This window comes from Curtobacterium sp. 9128 (assembly GCF_900086645.1).
Lineage (GTDB): Bacteria > Actinomycetota > Actinomycetes > Actinomycetales > Microbacteriaceae > Curtobacterium.
In genome coordinates this window covers 767,322-782,413 of sequence record NZ_LT576451.1, presented here as the reverse complement: position 1 = coordinate 782,413, position 15,092 = coordinate 767,322, and the positions used below count along the sequence as shown (strand labels likewise).

At 71.1% G+C, this 15,092-nt stretch carries 14 protein-coding genes; 7 read left to right on the top strand and 7 right to left on the bottom strand.

The window, feature by feature from the left end:
- Nucleotides 1-122: 122 nt before the first annotated feature.
- The 4 genes from QK288_RS03990 (at nt 123) to QK288_RS03975 (ending at nt 4,704) form a co-directional block, all read left to right on the top strand.
- Nucleotides 123-1,061, top strand: coding sequence for a sugar ABC transporter permease (locus QK288_RS03990; RefSeq protein ID WP_281266515.1), 939 nt, complete (start codon nt 123-125; stop codon nt 1,059-1,061).
- Entirely contained in the window at nt 1,054-1,983 is a 930-nt protein-coding gene (locus QK288_RS03985) for a carbohydrate ABC transporter permease (protein WP_281266514.1), read from the top strand. The genes QK288_RS03990 and QK288_RS03985 overlap by 8 nt, the downstream gene beginning before the upstream one ends.
- A 43-nt stretch (nt 1,984-2,026) precedes the next feature.
- Nucleotides 2,027-3,343, top strand: a complete 1,317-nt coding sequence (locus QK288_RS03980; protein ID WP_281266513.1) for a sugar ABC transporter substrate-binding protein — start codon at nt 2,027-2,029, stop codon at nt 3,341-3,343.
- Between the two features lie 110 nt (nt 3,344-3,453).
- Nucleotides 3,454-4,704 carry an MFS transporter gene (locus tag QK288_RS03975; RefSeq protein WP_281266512.1) on the top strand — a complete coding sequence of 417 codons (1,251 nt, stop codon included), beginning with the start codon at nt 3,454-3,456 and terminating at the stop codon, nt 4,702-4,704.
- 159 nt (nt 4,705-4,863) lie between these two features.
- Here QK288_RS03975 and QK288_RS03970 read toward each other — a convergent pair whose 3' ends face one another.
- From QK288_RS03970 to QK288_RS03940, 7 genes are all read right to left on the bottom strand, one after another.
- The gene (locus QK288_RS03970) at nt 4,864-5,493 is read right to left on the bottom strand and encodes a pyridoxamine 5'-phosphate oxidase family protein (RefSeq protein ID WP_281266511.1); all 630 of its coding nucleotides are present in this window, start codon (nt 5,491-5,493) and stop codon (nt 4,864-4,866) included.
- Nucleotides 5,490-6,278, bottom strand: coding sequence for a creatininase family protein (locus QK288_RS03965; protein WP_281266510.1), 789 nt, complete (start codon nt 6,276-6,278; stop codon nt 5,490-5,492). The genes QK288_RS03970 and QK288_RS03965 overlap by 4 nt, the downstream gene beginning before the upstream one ends.
- Nucleotides 6,275-7,636: an FAD-binding oxidoreductase gene (locus tag QK288_RS03960; RefSeq protein WP_281266509.1), complete on the bottom strand. Its 1,362-nt coding sequence runs from the start codon at nt 7,634-7,636 to the stop codon at nt 6,275-6,277. Before QK288_RS03960 ends, QK288_RS03965 begins: the two co-directional genes overlap by 4 nt.
- Nucleotides 7,637-7,747: 111 nt before the next feature.
- On the bottom strand, nt 7,748-8,941 hold the full coding sequence (locus QK288_RS03955; RefSeq protein ID WP_281266508.1) for an ABC transporter substrate-binding protein: 1,194 nt from the start codon (nt 8,939-8,941) through the stop codon (nt 7,748-7,750).
- Nucleotides 8,942-9,007: 66 nt separating this feature from the next.
- Nucleotides 9,008-9,871, bottom strand: coding sequence for an ABC transporter permease (locus QK288_RS03950; RefSeq protein ID WP_281266507.1), 864 nt, complete (start codon nt 9,869-9,871; stop codon nt 9,008-9,010).
- Nucleotides 9,871-10,638 (bottom strand): ABC transporter ATP-binding protein, encoded by a 768-nt coding sequence (locus QK288_RS03945; protein WP_281266506.1) that lies wholly within the window; start codon nt 10,636-10,638, stop codon nt 9,871-9,873. The genes QK288_RS03950 and QK288_RS03945 overlap by 1 nt, the downstream gene beginning before the upstream one ends.
- Before the next feature lie 52 nt (nt 10,639-10,690).
- Complete coding sequence (locus QK288_RS03940; protein ID WP_281266505.1) at nt 10,691-11,968, bottom strand: amidohydrolase family protein; 1,278 nt, start codon at nt 11,966-11,968, stop codon at nt 10,691-10,693.
- Between the two features lie 153 nt (nt 11,969-12,121).
- On the opposite strand from QK288_RS03940, the gene QK288_RS03935 reads away from it, so the two are divergent.
- The 3 genes from QK288_RS03935 to QK288_RS03925 are packed head-to-tail and all read left to right on the top strand — an operon-like array spanning nt 12,122 to nt 15,048.
- Nucleotides 12,122-12,751, top strand: a complete 630-nt coding sequence (locus tag QK288_RS03935) for an XRE family transcriptional regulator (RefSeq protein ID WP_281266504.1) — start codon at nt 12,122-12,124, stop codon at nt 12,749-12,751.
- Nucleotides 12,748-13,692 carry a PDR/VanB family oxidoreductase gene (locus tag QK288_RS03930; protein ID WP_281266503.1) on the top strand — a complete coding sequence of 315 codons (945 nt, stop codon included), beginning with the start codon at nt 12,748-12,750 and terminating at the stop codon, nt 13,690-13,692. The genes QK288_RS03935 and QK288_RS03930 overlap by 4 nt, the downstream gene beginning before the upstream one ends.
- Nucleotides 13,693-13,749: 57 nt before the next feature.
- A complete protein-coding gene (locus QK288_RS03925; protein WP_281266502.1) occupies nt 13,750-15,048 on the top strand; it encodes an amidohydrolase family protein in 1,299 nt (432 codons plus the stop codon).
- Nucleotides 15,049-15,092 lie beyond the last annotated feature (44 nt).

The following is a 15,092-nucleotide window of genomic DNA, read 5'->3' as shown; positions in this document are numbered from 1 at the left end:
CACTTGCGGAAAGCGCTTGCCAAGGTCCGTTACAACGATTACGGTGGCGCCCAGTCACCGACACCACCATCAAAGGAGATGGGAATCGTGCAACGCAGCAACTCCATGACGGCGAGCTCCCGGTGAGTGCGCTCGGCGAACTCCGTGCACTCCGCGCACGAGACGCCCAGGGGAAACGCATCCCCGCTTCCCGGCGGGACGACAAGGCCGCGGCCGTCTTCCTCGCCCCGTGGCTGATCGGCATGGTCGGGATCACCCTCGGCCCGATCCTCGCCTCGCTCTACCTGTCCTTCACCAACTACAACCTCCTGCAGAACCCGACGTTCACCGGCCTGACCAACATCCAGCGGATGGTCGAGGACACCAACCTCGGCAGCTCGCTCGTGGTGACGCTCGTCTACACGGTGGTCTCCGTGCCGCTGCAGCTCGCGGCCGCCCTCCTCGTCGCCGTGCTGCTCGACCGCGGGATGCGGGGGCTGTCCTTCTACCGGTCGGTCCTCTACCTGCCGTCCCTGCTCGGCGGCAGTGTCGCGATCGCGGTGCTCTGGCGTCTGGTGTTCGGCGGCGACGGACTGCTCAACGCACTCCTGGCGGTCTTCGGCATCCAGGGACAGTCCTGGATCGGGTCCCCGAACACGGCCCTCGGGACGCTGATCATCCTGCACGTCTGGACGTTCGGGGCGCCGATGGTGATCTTCCTCGCCGGGCTCCGGCAGATCCCCCGGCAGTACTACGAGGCGGCCTCCACCGACGGGGCGACCCGCTGGCGGCAGTTCCGGTCGATCACGCTGCCGCTGCTCAGCCCGATCGTGTTCTTCAACCTGGTGCTCGGGATCATCGGGGCCTTCCAGTCGTTCACGCAGGCCTACGTGATCTCGAACGGCACAGGAGGGCCGACGAACTCGACCCTCTTCATCACGCTCTACCTCTACCAGAAGGCGTTCGGCAGCCTGCAGATGGGATACGCCTCCGCGATCGCGTGGCTCCTCCTGCTCATCGTCGGCGCCGCCACCGCGCTCAACTTCTGGGCCTCGAAGTACTGGGTCTTCTACGATGACTGATCACTCGACCGCGCTGCGTCCAGCACCGGCGACGCCCCCGGCGGACCGCCGACCCGATCCCCGACCCGAGACGGTCCGCGTCGCGAAGGCCCGCGGCTCACGCGCCGGCAGCATCGCCAAGCACACCGTCCTCATCCTGCTGAGCCTCGTGATGCTCTACCCGGTGCTCTGGATGGTGGTGAGTTCGCTCCGCCCCGACGGACACATCTTCGACAACCCGAGCCTCGTGCTCAACACCTTCGACACCGAGAACTACACGACGGGCTGGAGCGCACTGCAACGCCCGTTCGGCGTGTACCTGGCGAACTCGGCGATCATCGTGATCGGCGCCATCATCGGCAACCTCGTGAGCTGCTCCCTCGCGGCCTACGCGTTCGCCCGGCTGAGCTTCCGGTACAAGCGGCTCGCGTTCGGCGCGATGCTCGTGACGATGATGCTGCCCATCCAGGTGCTCATCATCCCGCAGTACGTCATCTACTCGCAGCTCGGCTGGATCAACACGTTCCTGCCGCTCATCGTGCCGAAGTTCCTCGCCACGGACGGCTTCTTCGTCTTCCTGATGGTCCAGTTCATCCGCGGGATCCCGCGGGAGCTCGACGAGGCCGCGCGCATCGACGGCGCAGGGCACGCACGGATCTTCTTCCAGGTGATCCTGCCGCTCATGAAGCCAGCGCTGGCGACGGCGGCGATCTTCACCTTCATCTGGACGTGGAACGACTTCTTCAGCCAGCTCGTGTTCGTCACCGCACCGGACAAGTACACGGCGTCCGTCGCCCTCCGCCAGTTCATCGACCCGACCGGGCAGTCCGACTTCGGCGCCCTCTTCGCGATGAGCGTCGTCACGCTCGTCCCCGTGTTCCTCGCGTTCCTCTTCGGCCAGCGGTTCCTCCTCAGGGGCATCGCGACCACCGGCGGCAAGTGAACCGCCCCACCCGATCGATCCACTCACCAGAGCAAGGAAGACCATGCACCTGAGATCACGCGTCATCGGCGCCGTCGCGATCGCCACCGCCTCCGTCCTCGCCGTCGGCGGCTGCGCCGTCGGCAACTCGAACGGCGGTGGAGCCGAGCTGAGCAAGGACCCCGTCACCATCTCCCTGAACTGGTGGGGCGCCGGGGCCCGCGTCACCGCCACCGAAGAGGCGGTGAAGGCCTTCGAGAAGGAGCACCCCAACATCACCGTGAAGACCCAGTCCACCGACTGGGGCAGCTACTGGGACAAGCTCGCCACCACCGTCGCTGGCGGCAGCGCGCCGGACGTCATGCAGTTCGACCAGATCTACGTCGCCTCGTACGCCCAGCGCGGCGCGATCGCCGACCTCGGGCAGTACAGCAAGTACCTCGACACCTCGGACCTCACGAAGAACGTCCGCGACACCGGCCAGTACGACGGCAAGCTCTACGCCGTCCCGATCGGGCTGAACTCGATCGGCGTCGCCGTGAACCGGACCGTCCTCGACGAGTACGGCATCGACATGCCCTCCGCGAAGGGGTGGACGTGGGACGAGATGAACACGGTCGCGAAGGAGGTCACCGAGAAGTCCGGCGGCAAGGTCAAGGGCCTCGACCCGTTCGGCGGCGACACCCCGTCGCTGACGCTCTGGGCCCGCCAGCACGGCGGCGCGGTCTTCGACGACAAGGGCAAGGTCGTCCTGAAGCCGTCCATGCTCGCCGACTACTGGCAGTACGCGCTCGACCAGATCGACGCCGGGGTCACGCCGAGTCCGTCGCAGCTCGCCGAGGGCACGAACGCCGCGCTCGACCAGTCCGACATCGCCACCGGCAAGGTCGCGATGACGTTCATCCCCTCCAACCTGAGCGCGTACCAGGTCGCAGCGCCGTCGCAGAAGCTCGACATGCTCCCGATGCCGGCAGCCGCCGATGCGAAGAAGGGCTGGCAGTACCTCAAGTCCTCGATGTACTGGTCGATCTCGAGCAAGTCGAAGCACCCGGCGGAAGCGGCGGAGCTCATCGACTTCCTGACGACCAGCCCGAAGGTCGGCAAGATCTTCGGCGCCGAACGCGGCATGCCCGCGAACCCCGTGTTCCAGAAGCAGATCACGCCGGACCTCAGCGGCTCGGACAAGATCGTCATGGACTACGTGAAGCAGGTCACCGCGGAGTCCGGTCCGCCAGCACCGATCACGCCGGTCGGCGCACAGGACGCGGACACGCTGCTGGCCCAGATCTGGCAGAACGTCCAGTTCGGCAAGACCACGCCGAAGGCGGGGGCCGAGCAGTACGTGTCGCAGCTGAAGAAGGCCATCCAGGACGCGCAGTAGGCGCGACCGCAGACCGGACGGGAGGCACGGTGCCAGCTGGCACCGTGCCTCCCGTCCGTCACACTGCCGACCGCGGGAATGGAACCCGCGTCCCCGGGTTTGACCCCTCCATGACATCGTCAGCCCAGCGCCGTGGGTGGCTCAGCGTCCTCTCCGTCGCACTCGGTTCCTTCGTGCTCGTCCTCTCCGAGTTCCTGCCCATCGGGCTCCTCCCCGCGATCGCCGCCGACCTCGACGTCCCGGTCGGGACCGCCGGCCTGATGGTCGTCGCGACCGGACTCGTCGGTGCCGTCGCCGCCCCCGTCGTGACGGTCGCGACCTCGCGCCTCGACCGTCGTGTGGTCCTCGTCGCCTTGACGGTGCTGCTGGTCGTCGCCGACGGCCTGGCAGCCGTCGCGCCGACGTTCGCGGTCCTCCTCGCCGCACGCATGCTGCTCGGGGTCGGGATCGGTGGCTTCTGGGCGATCGGTGCCGGGATCGCCGGGAGGCTCGTCCCGGCCCCGTCGGTCATCCGCGCGACCTCCTTCATCACCGCGGGCGTCTCGGTCGCCACCGTGGTCAGCCTGCCGCTCGGCGCGTTCGTCTCCGCGCTCGGCAGCTGGCGCCTCGGGTTCGTGATCGGCGGCGCGCTCGGGCTGGTCGCGCTGGTGCTCCAGCTGGCGATGCTGCCGAGCATCCCGGCGGTGCAGCGGGTGCGGTTCGCCACGCTCGGCGCACTGCTCCGCGTGCCGAGGGCCCGGGTCGGGCTCATCGGCGCCGCGTTCGTCTTCGCGGCGCAGTTCGCGGCGTACACCTACGTCGCGCCGTACCTGCAGGAGCTCGTCGGCGTCGGGCCGGAGACGATCACCCTCGCGCTCCTGGTGTTCGGCGTGGCCGGCATCGTCGGCAACTTCGTGGCGGGGGTCACGCTGAGCCGGAACGTGCTCGGCACGATCGGGGCGTCCAAGATCGTCCTGGCTGCAGCCGTGATCGCGCTGCCGCTGCTCGCCCACTCGGTCGTGGGGGTGTTCGCCCTGCTCGTCGTCTGGGGCCTCGTGTGGGGCGCACTCCCGCTCGGGATGCAGACCTGGATGTCCACCGCGTCACCCGGCGGTTCGGAGACCGGTCTCGCGCTCTTCGTCACCACGATCCAGCTCGCGATCGCCGCGGGATCGGTCCTCGGCGGCGTCGCCGTGACGTCGTTCGGGATCGCCGCGGACTTCTGGTTCGCCGGTGGCATCGCGGTCGTCGGGGCCGTCGTGCTGGTCGGCCTCGGGCTGCGCCGTGGGAACGCGGTGCCGGTGGAGCCGTCTGCGGTGGTCGTCGACGTCGCGCCCGAGTCGACCGGCCCCGTCCAGACCGTCTGCCCGACCGGGGCCTGACCCGGCCGCGCCCATCGCGCGCGGTCGCCGCCCGCCGCCCTCCGCCCGCCGCATCGAGTGCGCGGAAACGGCGAGCAGATCGCTCCCGAGAACGCATCGTCTGCGCACTCGCTCCGCGCGAGCGGGGTGACGACGGACGGGAGGGTCGTGGTCGGCCCGTCAGCCCGGCCAGCGCTCCGAGGTCCACGTGCCGTCCCCGTCCCGTTCGAACGCGAGCCGGTTGCTCGGCGCGTCCGTCGCACCACGCCAGAACAGCATCCGCACCGGCGTGATCGCGTACCCGACCCAGGTGTCCGGCGGATCGAGTACGGCGTCCTCGTGCTCCGCGATGAACGCCGCCCAGGTCGCGCGCCGCACGTCGTCCTCCGCAGCGGCGAGCGGGTGGTCGTTGACCCAGGCGAGCACCTGCAGGTAATGGGTCCTCGCGGCGTAGGCGGCCCGAGCTTCCTGGTCGGTGACCGGCGCGACGTCCCCGGTGACGACGAGCTGCCGCGCGGTCTCCGGCCAGACGATCGTGGCGGTCGCCCTGGGGACCGCCGCGACCTCGGCGGCCTTCCGGCTCCTGGAGTCGGTGTGGAAGTGCAGGCGCTCCCCGTCGAACGCGGAGAGCAGCACGGTCCTCGCCGACGGGTAGCCGTCGAGACCGATCGTCGACAGCGTCATCGTCACCGGCGCACCCGTGCCCGGGAGCCACGACGCGGCGAGCGCCAGGGGGTCCGCCGGCGCCGCAGAAGCAGAACCGGAACCGGAACCGTCCGCGGTGACCTCGCCCGGCAGCACCGACGTCACCGCCGGACGGCGGGGTCGAACCGTGCGATCTCGTGGAGCGACGCGACCGCCTCGTCGAGCGAGACGTCCCACAGCGCCTTGCCGTACTCCGCCGTCGCGCGGCTCGCGTCCCCGATGACACCCGGCGTCCCGAAGTCGTTCGACAGCCACCCGAAGCTGACCGGGCCGCCGTTGAACCGGATGCGCTCGAACTCGGCGAGGTGGTCCGGCACCCACCGTTCGGCCTTCGTCATGTCGACGAGGTCCGGACGCAGGTGCAGGATCATCGAGGTCTCCGCCGCACCGCCGTGGATCCCGAGGCCGCGCTCGTCGGCGTCCTCGCCACCGGGCCCAGGCACGCGCGCCAGGGTCGGCATCAGGAACGTCTTCAGCCCGAACCGCTTCCGGATCTCGCGCAGGGCGACCTGCAGCAGCGCGACGTTCCCGCCGTGCCCGTTGGCGAACACCAGCGTGCCGGCACCGGTGAGGGCGACGGCGCGGCCGACCTGCACGACGGTGTCGAACATCGTCGCCTCGTCGAGCCACACGGTCCCCGGCGCCCAGCTGTGCTCGTCCGACTTCGTGAACGCCAGGGTCGGGAGCCGCCACACGTCGAGCCCCTCGGTCGCCGCGCGCTCGACGGCCGCGCCGCCGATGTGGTCCGCGAGCAGGAAGTCGGTCAGGAGCGGCAGGTGCGGTCCGTGGTGCTCGACGGCGCCGGTGGGCTGGACGACGATCGTGTCGGGCGTGAACCGTGCCGCGACCTCGGGGCCGGACAGCTCGGCGAGGTTCCTCGTCCCGCTCACTTGCCGAATCCCGGGATGCTCGGCTGCGCCGACGCCGTGGACCCGCCGGACTCGACCAGCGCGGGGTCGATCACGTGCCCGGGGTTCAGCAATCCGGCGGGGTCGGTGCGCTGCTTGAGCGCGACGAGTTCCTCGACGCCGTGGTCGACGTAGTACTGGTGGGGGCTGTGCACGCGGACGCCGAGGTCGCGGAGTGCCGGGTAGCCGGCGTAGACGTCCTCGGCGCCGGTGTACGGCGCGGTCAGCATGCCGATCGGCCCGATGTGCGCCGCCTCGATGTGCAGCAAGGCGCCCGGGTACACCGCCTCGACCTCGGCGATGCGGTCGATCAGCGCCTCGCCGCCGACCTCGACGTGGAACCAGACGGTGTCCGGCGAGTTCCGCTTGAGCCACCAGATCGGGTGGTTGTAGGACAGCATCGAGACCTTGGTCGTCTGCTGGAGGCCCTCGCGGACGTCCTCGACGGTGCCACCCGCTGCCTCGATGAGGTCCCGCGACTCCTCGAGCACGACGCCGTCGATGATCCCGCGCAGGCTCGCCCGGTCGACGGCGATGGCGGGGTCCTTCGGCAGCTTCGCCGCGATCTCGGCTCGGTCGGCGCTCACGAGGCGTGGTGCCGGGGTCGTCCCTCGGAGCGTGCGGACCGCGGTGAGCGCCTGCTCGAAGGTGGGGAACGTCGCGTACACGGCCCGCCAGTCCTGCAGGGGCTCGAGCCGCACGGTGGCGCGCGCGATGACCCCGGCGGTGCCGTAGGTGTGCACGAACGTCTGCGCTTCGGCACCTTCGACGTGCAGCAGTCCGTCCTCGCCGGGCAGCGCGATGTCGAGCGCGGTGACGAAGCCCTCCCAGTTCGATCCGTGCGAGATCGATCCGGTGCCGCCGGAGCCGCCGGACAGGAAGCCGCCGATCGTCGACTGCGCGGTGGACGGGTACATCCAGAGCTGCTGCCCGGCGGCCGCTGCGGCCTGTTCGAGCGAGACCATCGAGGCGCCGGCCTCTGCCGTGACGTACCCGTCGCCGACCTCGACGACGGCGCGGGCCCGCGAGGTGTCGAGCACCACACCGCCGTGCAGGGGGATGCCCTGGCCGTAGTTGCCGGTTCCCTTGCCCCGGGTGGTGACGGGGACGCCGTGCCGCGCCGCGAGCTGCAGGACGGCGGCGATCTCGTCGGCGCTCGCGGGGTACGCGACCAGGTCGGCGAGGCCGAGGGGGAGCTGTTCGGTGAGGATCGGGCTCATCGTCGCCTCGTCCACGGACGCGCGTTCGCGCGTCCGCTGGTCGGTGCTGACGCCGCGGTCGCCGAGCAGGTCGACGAGCGCGACCCGCAGGGTGTCGAGGGATTCCTGGGTGGCGGGCATTGGGGGCTCCTGTGGGGTGGTCGGACGGGAGGCTCGGTGACGGTCCGGCACCGAGCCTCCAGAACGGTGGGTGGGGCCGACCACCGCGATGGCGGCCGGCCCCGTGGCCGGCTAGAAGCCGAACCCGATCTTGTCGTCGAGGAACTTGTTGGTGTAGAGGTCGTCGGCCGTGAGGTCGGCCTTCACGTGTCCGCCGGATGCGTCGAAGATCGGCTTCGCCTTCGCGATGAAGTCCGTCATCCGGTCGGCGTCCATGTCGCCGACGTAGGCGTTGTCGCCGTCGGTCGCGACCTTCAGCTTCTTCATCTGCTTGACGGCGAACGCGCCGACCTGGGCGTCGTAGGTCCAGCCGTTGTTGTACTGCTGGACGAGCTGGTCGATCAGGTCGTTCGTCGGCGTCGGGTCCTTGAAGTAGTCGACGTCGGCCTGCTGCATCACCGGCACGAGCTTCTCGAGGCACGGGCTCAGCTTCTCGAGGTCACCACTGCGGACCGACATGGTCTCGGGGTACGGGTTCCACCCGGTGCTGGAGATGAGCGAGTAGTCCACCTTCTTGCCCCAGGCGGCGACCTCGTTCTGGTAGATGTACGGCTCGGCGGTGGCGAAGCCCTGCTGGGCGTCCTTGCCGCCGGCCGAGACGAACTTCGACGGGGTGCCGTCGTAGCTGCCGTCGAGGACGCTCTTCGGCAGGTTGCCGGACTGCTCGAGGTAGGTCATGTACGCGGCGCCGCTGAAGTAGCGCACGACGCCGTCGTTCTTCTCGAGCGCCTTGCCGAGCGACTTGATCGAGTCGACGTCTTTGTACTTCGACGGGTCCCACATGAGCACCATCGGCGACTGGTCGTTCTCGGCGAACACCGCGGTGGTCGGCAGGTTGTCGGAGAACTGCACGGCCTCGTCGGTGGAGACGTAGCCGAGGGTGATGTCCTTGTCCTGGTACATCTGCGAACTGACGGTCGAGTAGCCGATCGCCGGGCCGCCTGCACGGACCTCGAGCTGCACGCCGGTCGACTTGCCGTTGGCGTACAGGTCGCCGGTGACGGACTTCCCGCTCGCGTCGATCTTCGGGTTCGGTCCGAGCATCTGGTACAGGTGGCCGTGGTCGGCCTCGGGGTTCCAGTCGGTCTGGACGACGACGGTCGCCGGGCAGACGTCCGACAGGTCGACGGCCGGGCCGCTCGCCGTGGATGCGGTCGACGTGCTGTCGCCGGTCGCGGCGCCGGATCCGCTCGCACAGCCGGTGAGGGCGATCGCGGTGACGCCGAGGGCGGCGGTCGCGATGCCGAGGCGGGTCTTGATGCGCATGGGTGCTCCGTTCGTGGTGCTGTTCACGTGGTGCGTCGGGATGATGGGAGGAATGGTCGGGGGGGCTCAGCCGAAGTCGTGCCAGCGCCCGACGGCGAGGCGACCGATCAGGCCGAAGAGCAGGAAGACGGCGACGCCGTAGAGCGAGGCGATGATGATGGTCGCGTAGAGCTCCGGGCCCATCAGGCGTGAGGCGGTGACCTGGATGAGGACGCCGAGCCCGGGGTTGCCGCGCTGGAAGAACTGGTCGCCGACGATCGCGCCGATGACCGACAGCCCCGCGGAGGTCCGCAGACCGACGAAGATCGACGGCAGCGCGGCGGGGACCTGGAGCTTCACGAGCTGCGCGCCGCGCCCGGCCCGCTGCAGGCGGAAGAGCTCGCGTTGCGCCCGGTCGGCGGACTGCAGTCCGAAGAGCGTGTTGGAGACCATCGGGAACAGGGCGATCATCACCGTGACGATGACCCGGCTGGTGAACTCGTAGCCGAACAGGGCGCCGATGAGCGGCACCAGCGCCAGGATCGGCACGCACTGCAGGACGACGGCGTACGGGTAGAGCGAGTTCTCGAGCCACTTCGCCTGCGCCATCAGCATCGCCCAGACGACGCCGATCACGATCGCGAACGCGAGCCCGGTGAGCGACACGACCGACGTGCGACCGAGCGCCTTCCACAGGTCGCTGTCGAACGTCGTGGGGGCACCGTTCACGCCGGTGTCCCAGACGATCGCCTTGAGCACGAGGTGCGGGTACGGCACCAGGAACGCGAGGTTCCTGACGTGGTCGTAGTAGGCGGCGGCCGCGTACCAGACGCCGATCAGGACGGCGAAGACGACGACCGGCTGCCACCACGTGACGGCGCGACGCGGTCGGGAGCGGCGGGTGGCGAGTCTCGCCGCCCTGGCCTCGGTGGCCTGCTGCAGGGTCGCCATCAGCGGTGCCCCTCTCGGAGTGCGTGGGAGACCTCGCCGACCAGTTCGGCGAACTCGGGGGTGAACCGGATGTCGGGGTCGCGTGGCATCGGGAACGGGACGTCGAAGCGGCCGACGATGCTGCCGGGGCGACCGGACATCACGATGACCTTGGTGGACAGGTACACGGCCTCGGACACCGAGTGCGTGATGAACAGCCCCGCGAAGCGCTGCGCGACGAAGAGCCGGAGGAGCTCGTCGTTGAGGCGCTCGCGGGTGATCTCGTCGAGGGCGCCGAACGGCTCGTCGAACAGGAACAGCTGCGGGTCGAGGGTGAGCGACCTGGCGAGCGAGACGCGCATCCGCATGCCGCCGGAGAGCTGCTTCGGCAGGTTCGACTCGAAGCCGTTGAGCCCGACGAGGTCGATCGCCCGTCGTGCCTTCTCGGCCCGGTCGGCCTTCGGTGCGTGCTGCAGCTCGGCGAGCAGCTCGACGTTGCCCTGCACCGAACGCCACGGCAGCAGCGTGGCGTCCTGGAAGACGTAGCCGATCCGGTCCGCGGTGACCTGGGCGGTCCCGTCCGAGGCGGTCTCGAGGCCGGAGGCGATACGGAGCAGGGTCGACTTGCCGCAGCCGGAGGGGCCGACGACGGAGACGAACTCGCCGCGGTCCACGGTGAGGTCGACTCCCTGCAGGGCGACGGTGCCGTTCGGGAACGTCATCTCGACGTTGCCGAAGTCGAGCAGCGTGTCCGTCGACGTGACGGGCGCTGGTGCGGTGGTGGTCACGTGTACCTCGTTTCGGTGGGGTGGGGCGGGCGGGTCGTGCCGGGGAGCCCGGTCAGGGGACGAGCTCGGGGGCGACGGGCGCTCCGAGCGCGGGTGCCGCGACGCTGCGGTGGACCTCGGTGACGGCGACGAGTCGGCCGTGCGCGATGACCACCCGGTCGGCGGGGGCGTTCGCCACGGCGTCGACGACGCTCGTCGCGTCCACCGCGATGAGGTCCGCGCGCGCTCCTGGCACGACGCCGGCGACGGGCAGGCCCATCACGCTGCGAGCGCCGTCGCTGACGAGCGCGTACGCCTCGTCCGGCGTCAGGTGCCCGGCACTGACCAGGAGCGATGCCGTCTCGAACGCGTCGGACCGGCCGACGGGGTTGAACGGGTCGCGGACGTTGTCCGCGCCGGCGGCGACGCGGACGCCGGCGTCGAGCAGGGCGCGCAGGGCGGTGAGTCCGCGGGGCGTCGACACCGGGTGCTGCCAGCCCTGCAGGTACAGGTTCGTGATCGGGAGGGAGATCACCCCGATGTCGGCGGCGAGCACGTCCGCGACGACCTCGGCGAGACGGCCGGGTTCGAGCGTGCCGAGCCGGACGCAGTGCCCAGCGGAGTACTGGCGGTCGCGGGGCCAGTCGCGCACGATCTGCGCATACCGGTCGAGGGTGACGGGGCCGTCCAGGCTCTCGTCCGCGTGCAGGTCGACGCCGAGGCCCCGCCGCTCGGCGATGGCGAGGAGCCGGACGAGGTCGGCCTCCGGGTCGTCGGCGAGGTGCGGGGCACCACCGACCAGGTCGACGCCGAGGTCGAGGACCGCCTCGACGTGTTCGTCCGGCGCGTGGTGTCCGGCGAGCGCGACGAGCTCCAGGTCGACGAGCCCGGCGAGCTCGCGACGGACCTGCACGAGCGCCCGCGCACCACGGGTGGCCGCCTGCGCGTCGGCGGTCCCGCGGGCGCTCAACACGTCGACGTGGGTCCGGATGGAGGTCGTCCCGGCAGCGAGCATCGCGAGGGCCTGCGTCCGTGCCCGATCCGCGATGTCGGCCACGGTCATGTCGTCGGCGTGGTCGACCCACGCCTCGATCGCGGACCCGAGGTCGCCGAGCGGCGGCTGGATGCGGTCGAAGCTCAGGGCCTTGTCGAGGTGCGCGTGCGGTTCGGCGGGCGCGGTGAGCAGGAGCCGGCCCTGCAGGTCGAACGTCGCCGCTGCGTCGGCGGTGAGGGAGCCGGCCGCAGCGACCTCGACGACGGTCTCGCCGTCGATCCGGACGTCGACGGTGCGCCCGTCCGGCAGTGTCGCTCCGCGCAGCAGGGCAAGTGCGTTCGGCAGGGATGGCCGCATCGGAACGCCCTCTCGATCGTGTGTCAGAATGTTGATCGCATCAACATTGGTGATGCTATGAGGACCACGTTTCCCACGTATTTCGCGGCGGTTGCCATGTGTGACGGTCGCGTCCCGGTGAAACCCCGCCCGTGACCGACCGACGGAGGAACAGTGCCCACCGACCTCATCGAGCCCGGCTCGACGAACACCCGCGTCGTCGACGAGCAGGCGCTCCGCACCGGCGAGCACATCCGCGCGCTGCGCCGGTCGCACGGCCAGACCCTCGTCCAGCTCGCCGAACGCACCGGGCTGTCGCACCCGTTCCTCAGCCAGCTCGAACGCGGGCACTCCCGCGCCAGCATGGTCTCGCTCGAGAAGATCGCGATCGCGTTGGGCACGAGCCAGGTCGAGCTGCTCGCGGCCGGGGACGCGCAGCACCGCGAACCCGACGACCGCTCCCCCGACGTCCTGCGTGCCGCCGACGGTGCCCGCGGTCCGTTCTCGAAGGGCGAGGCGCGCCTGCTCGTGCACGGTGGCCGGCACGCGTTCGAACCGCTCGAGTTCACCGGCATGAACACCGACCCCGGCGAGTACTACGAGCACCGCGAGGACGAGTTCCTCTACGTGCTGTCCGGTTCCCTGCTCCTCGACCTCGGCAGCTCCGGCGTGCAGCACCTGGAACCGGGCGACTCCGCGTACTACCGCGGCGGCACACCGCACCGGTGGTGCAGCCCGGACGGCGACCGGTTCCAGCTCGTCGTGGTCAAGCAGAGCCCGGTCGGCGTGGAGGGCGGCGCATGAGCGCTCGGTTCCCCCTCCGGATCGCCGCCCGCCGGACCGTCGCGGCGGACGTCGTCGCGATCGACCTCGCCGCTGTCGGCCCCGAGCCGCTCCCCACCTGGCAGCCGGGCGCACACCTCGACGTCGAGGTCGCACCCGGCGTCGAGCGGCAGTACTCGCTCGTCACCACCACGGACGACGGGCACTGGCGGGTGGCCGTCCTCCGCGAGCACGGCGGCCGCGGTGGCTCGGTGGCCGTCCACGACACGCTCGAGGTCGGGAGCACCGTGACGGTCGGCGGCCCGCGCAACCACTTCGCCTTCGATCCCGATCGACCCGCGGTGTTCGTCGCCGGCGGCATCGGCATCACCCCGATCGCCGCGATGATCGCCGAGGCCGAGCTCCGTGGGACCCCGTGGGAGCTGCACTACGCGGGTCGCCGGCGGGACGCGATGGCCTTCGCCGAGGACCTCGTGGCCGACCACCCGGGCCGGGTGTCGCTCGCCGTCGCCGACGAGGGCACACGACTCGACGTCGAGGCACTGCTCGCCGCGCCACGTGACGCGGTCGTGTACTGCTGCGGCCCGCGGCGCCTGATGGACGCGGTCGAGGCGGCGGCGGCGCACTGGCCGGACGGCAGCGTCCGGGTCGAACGGTTCGAGGCGTCCGACGCCGCCACGCTCCCCGGCACGGAGTTCGAGGCCGAACTGGCCGTGTCCGGGATGACCCTGACCGTGCCGGCGGACCGGACGCTGCTCGAGGTCGCCGAGGACGCCGGGGTGTTCGTCCTGTCGTCCTGCCGCGAGGGCACGTGCGGCACCTGCGAGACGCCGGTGCTCGAGGGCTCGGTCGACCACCGCGACGCCGTGCTGAGCGCCGCGGAACAGGCCGGCGACCACACCATGATGATCTGCGTGTCCCGCGCGGCACGGGGCTGCCCGCGCCTGGTCCTCGACCTCTAGCCCGAAACGGCCCGCACCCGAAACCGCCCCGAAACGCACCGCTGCTAGAACCGGTCCATGCTCACCGTCTCCGGCGCACGCCGCGTCCTCGTCGACCCCAGGACCGAACGGGACGGAGACGTCCTCGTCGACGACGGCTCGCCGGACCGCGCGACCCTCGACGCCTCCGGCTGCGTCGTCACCCCCGGCCTCGTCAACGCCCACCACCACCTGCTGCAGACGGCCTTCCGGACCCTCCCGGGCACGCGTGGCGTGCCCATGTCGGCGTGGTTGCCGACGATGGCCGATGCGTACGGCCGGGTCGGCCACGATCCCGAGCTCTACGGACTCGCCGCGACCGTCGGAGCCGCGGAGGGCCTCCTGTCCGGGGTCACCACGATCGCCGACCACCACCTGAACTGGCCGGCCGCGGCGTCCGCGGACGACACGGTCGCGCTGGCGGCCGCGACGGCCGGGGCGGTCCGAGCGCTCGGTGGCCGCCTGGCGTTCGTCCGCGGCTCCGCGCGGGACGACCCGGACCGCGCGGCCGCGTCGGCCGAGGCGATCGTGACCGGTCTGCTCCACCCCGACGCCGTCGGTGGTGTCGACCCCGACGGTCTGCTCCAGGTCGCGGTCGGACCGGCGGGCGTGCACTCCGACGGTGAAGCGACGTTCCGGGCGCTCGGCGACGTGGCCACACGCCACGGGCTCCGCCGCCGGACGCAGGCGAACGAGCAGGTCGACACCGCCATCGCGCTCGAGCGGTACGGCCGACGGCCGATCGACCTGCTCGAGGACTGGGGCTGGCTCGCGCCGGACGTGACCATCGCGCACCTGTGCGACGTGACCGACGACGAGATCGCCCGGCTCGCCGCCGCCGGCGTGACCGCGACGCACGCGCCGGGGTGCGACGTGCCGATGGGGTGGGGCATCGCCCCGGTCGCACGGCTCACGGACGCCGGGATCAGGGTCGGACTCGGGACGAGCGGTGGCGGCAGCAACGACGCCGGGCACCTGCTCGCGGACGCCCGGCTCGCGATGCAGGTGTCGGCACTGGTCGGACCGCAGCTCCCGGCCCGGCAGGTGCTCGGGATGGCGACGGAGGGCTCCGCCCTCGGACTCGGCCGACCGGAACTCGGCCACCTCGGTGCCGGTTCCGCCGGGGACCTCTGCGTGTGGGACGTGTCCGGGGTCGCCGACGCCGGTGTCGACGACCCGGTGGCCGGCCTGCTGTGGGCGTCACCGGGGCGCCGGCCCCGGCACGTCGTCGTCGGTGGGCGCGTGGTGGTGAGGGACTTCGCGCTCGTGGCCGCCGACGAGCGCGAGCTCGCGACCCGGCTGCGGGACCGGTTGGCACGGACGCCGGTCACGACGTGACGGACGGGAGGCTCGTGGCGGTGCCGCCACGAGCCTCCCGTCCA

What these genes read in the sequence shown, in the direction of transcription:
- QK288_RS03985 (WP_281266514.1), top strand. Translation starts at nt 1,054, where the DNA reads ATGACTGATCACTCGACCGCGCTGCGTCCAGCACCGGCGACGCCCCCG.
- QK288_RS03980 (WP_281266513.1), top strand. Translation starts at nt 2,027, where the DNA reads ATGCACCTGAGATCACGCGTCATCGGCGCCGTCGCGATCGCCACCGCC.
- QK288_RS03975 (WP_281266512.1), top strand. Translation starts at nt 3,454, where the DNA reads ATGACATCGTCAGCCCAGCGCCGTGGGTGGCTCAGCGTCCTCTCCGTC.
- QK288_RS03960 (WP_281266509.1), bottom strand. Translation starts at nt 7,636, where the DNA reads ATGCCCGCCACCCAGGAATCCCTCGACACCCTGCGGGTCGCGCTCGTC.
- QK288_RS03955 (WP_281266508.1), bottom strand. Translation starts at nt 8,941, where the DNA reads ATGCGCATCAAGACCCGCCTCGGCATCGCGACCGCCGCCCTCGGCGTC.
- QK288_RS03950 (WP_281266507.1), bottom strand. Translation starts at nt 9,871, where the DNA reads ATGGCGACCCTGCAGCAGGCCACCGAGGCCAGGGCGGCGAGACTCGCC.
- QK288_RS03940 (WP_281266505.1), bottom strand. Translation starts at nt 11,968, where the DNA reads ATGCGGCCATCCCTGCCGAACGCACTTGCCCTGCTGCGCGGAGCGACA.
- QK288_RS03930 (WP_281266503.1), top strand. Translation starts at nt 12,748, where the DNA reads ATGAGCGCTCGGTTCCCCCTCCGGATCGCCGCCCGCCGGACCGTCGCG.
- QK288_RS03925 (WP_281266502.1), top strand. Translation starts at nt 13,750, where the DNA reads ATGCTCACCGTCTCCGGCGCACGCCGCGTCCTCGTCGACCCCAGGACC.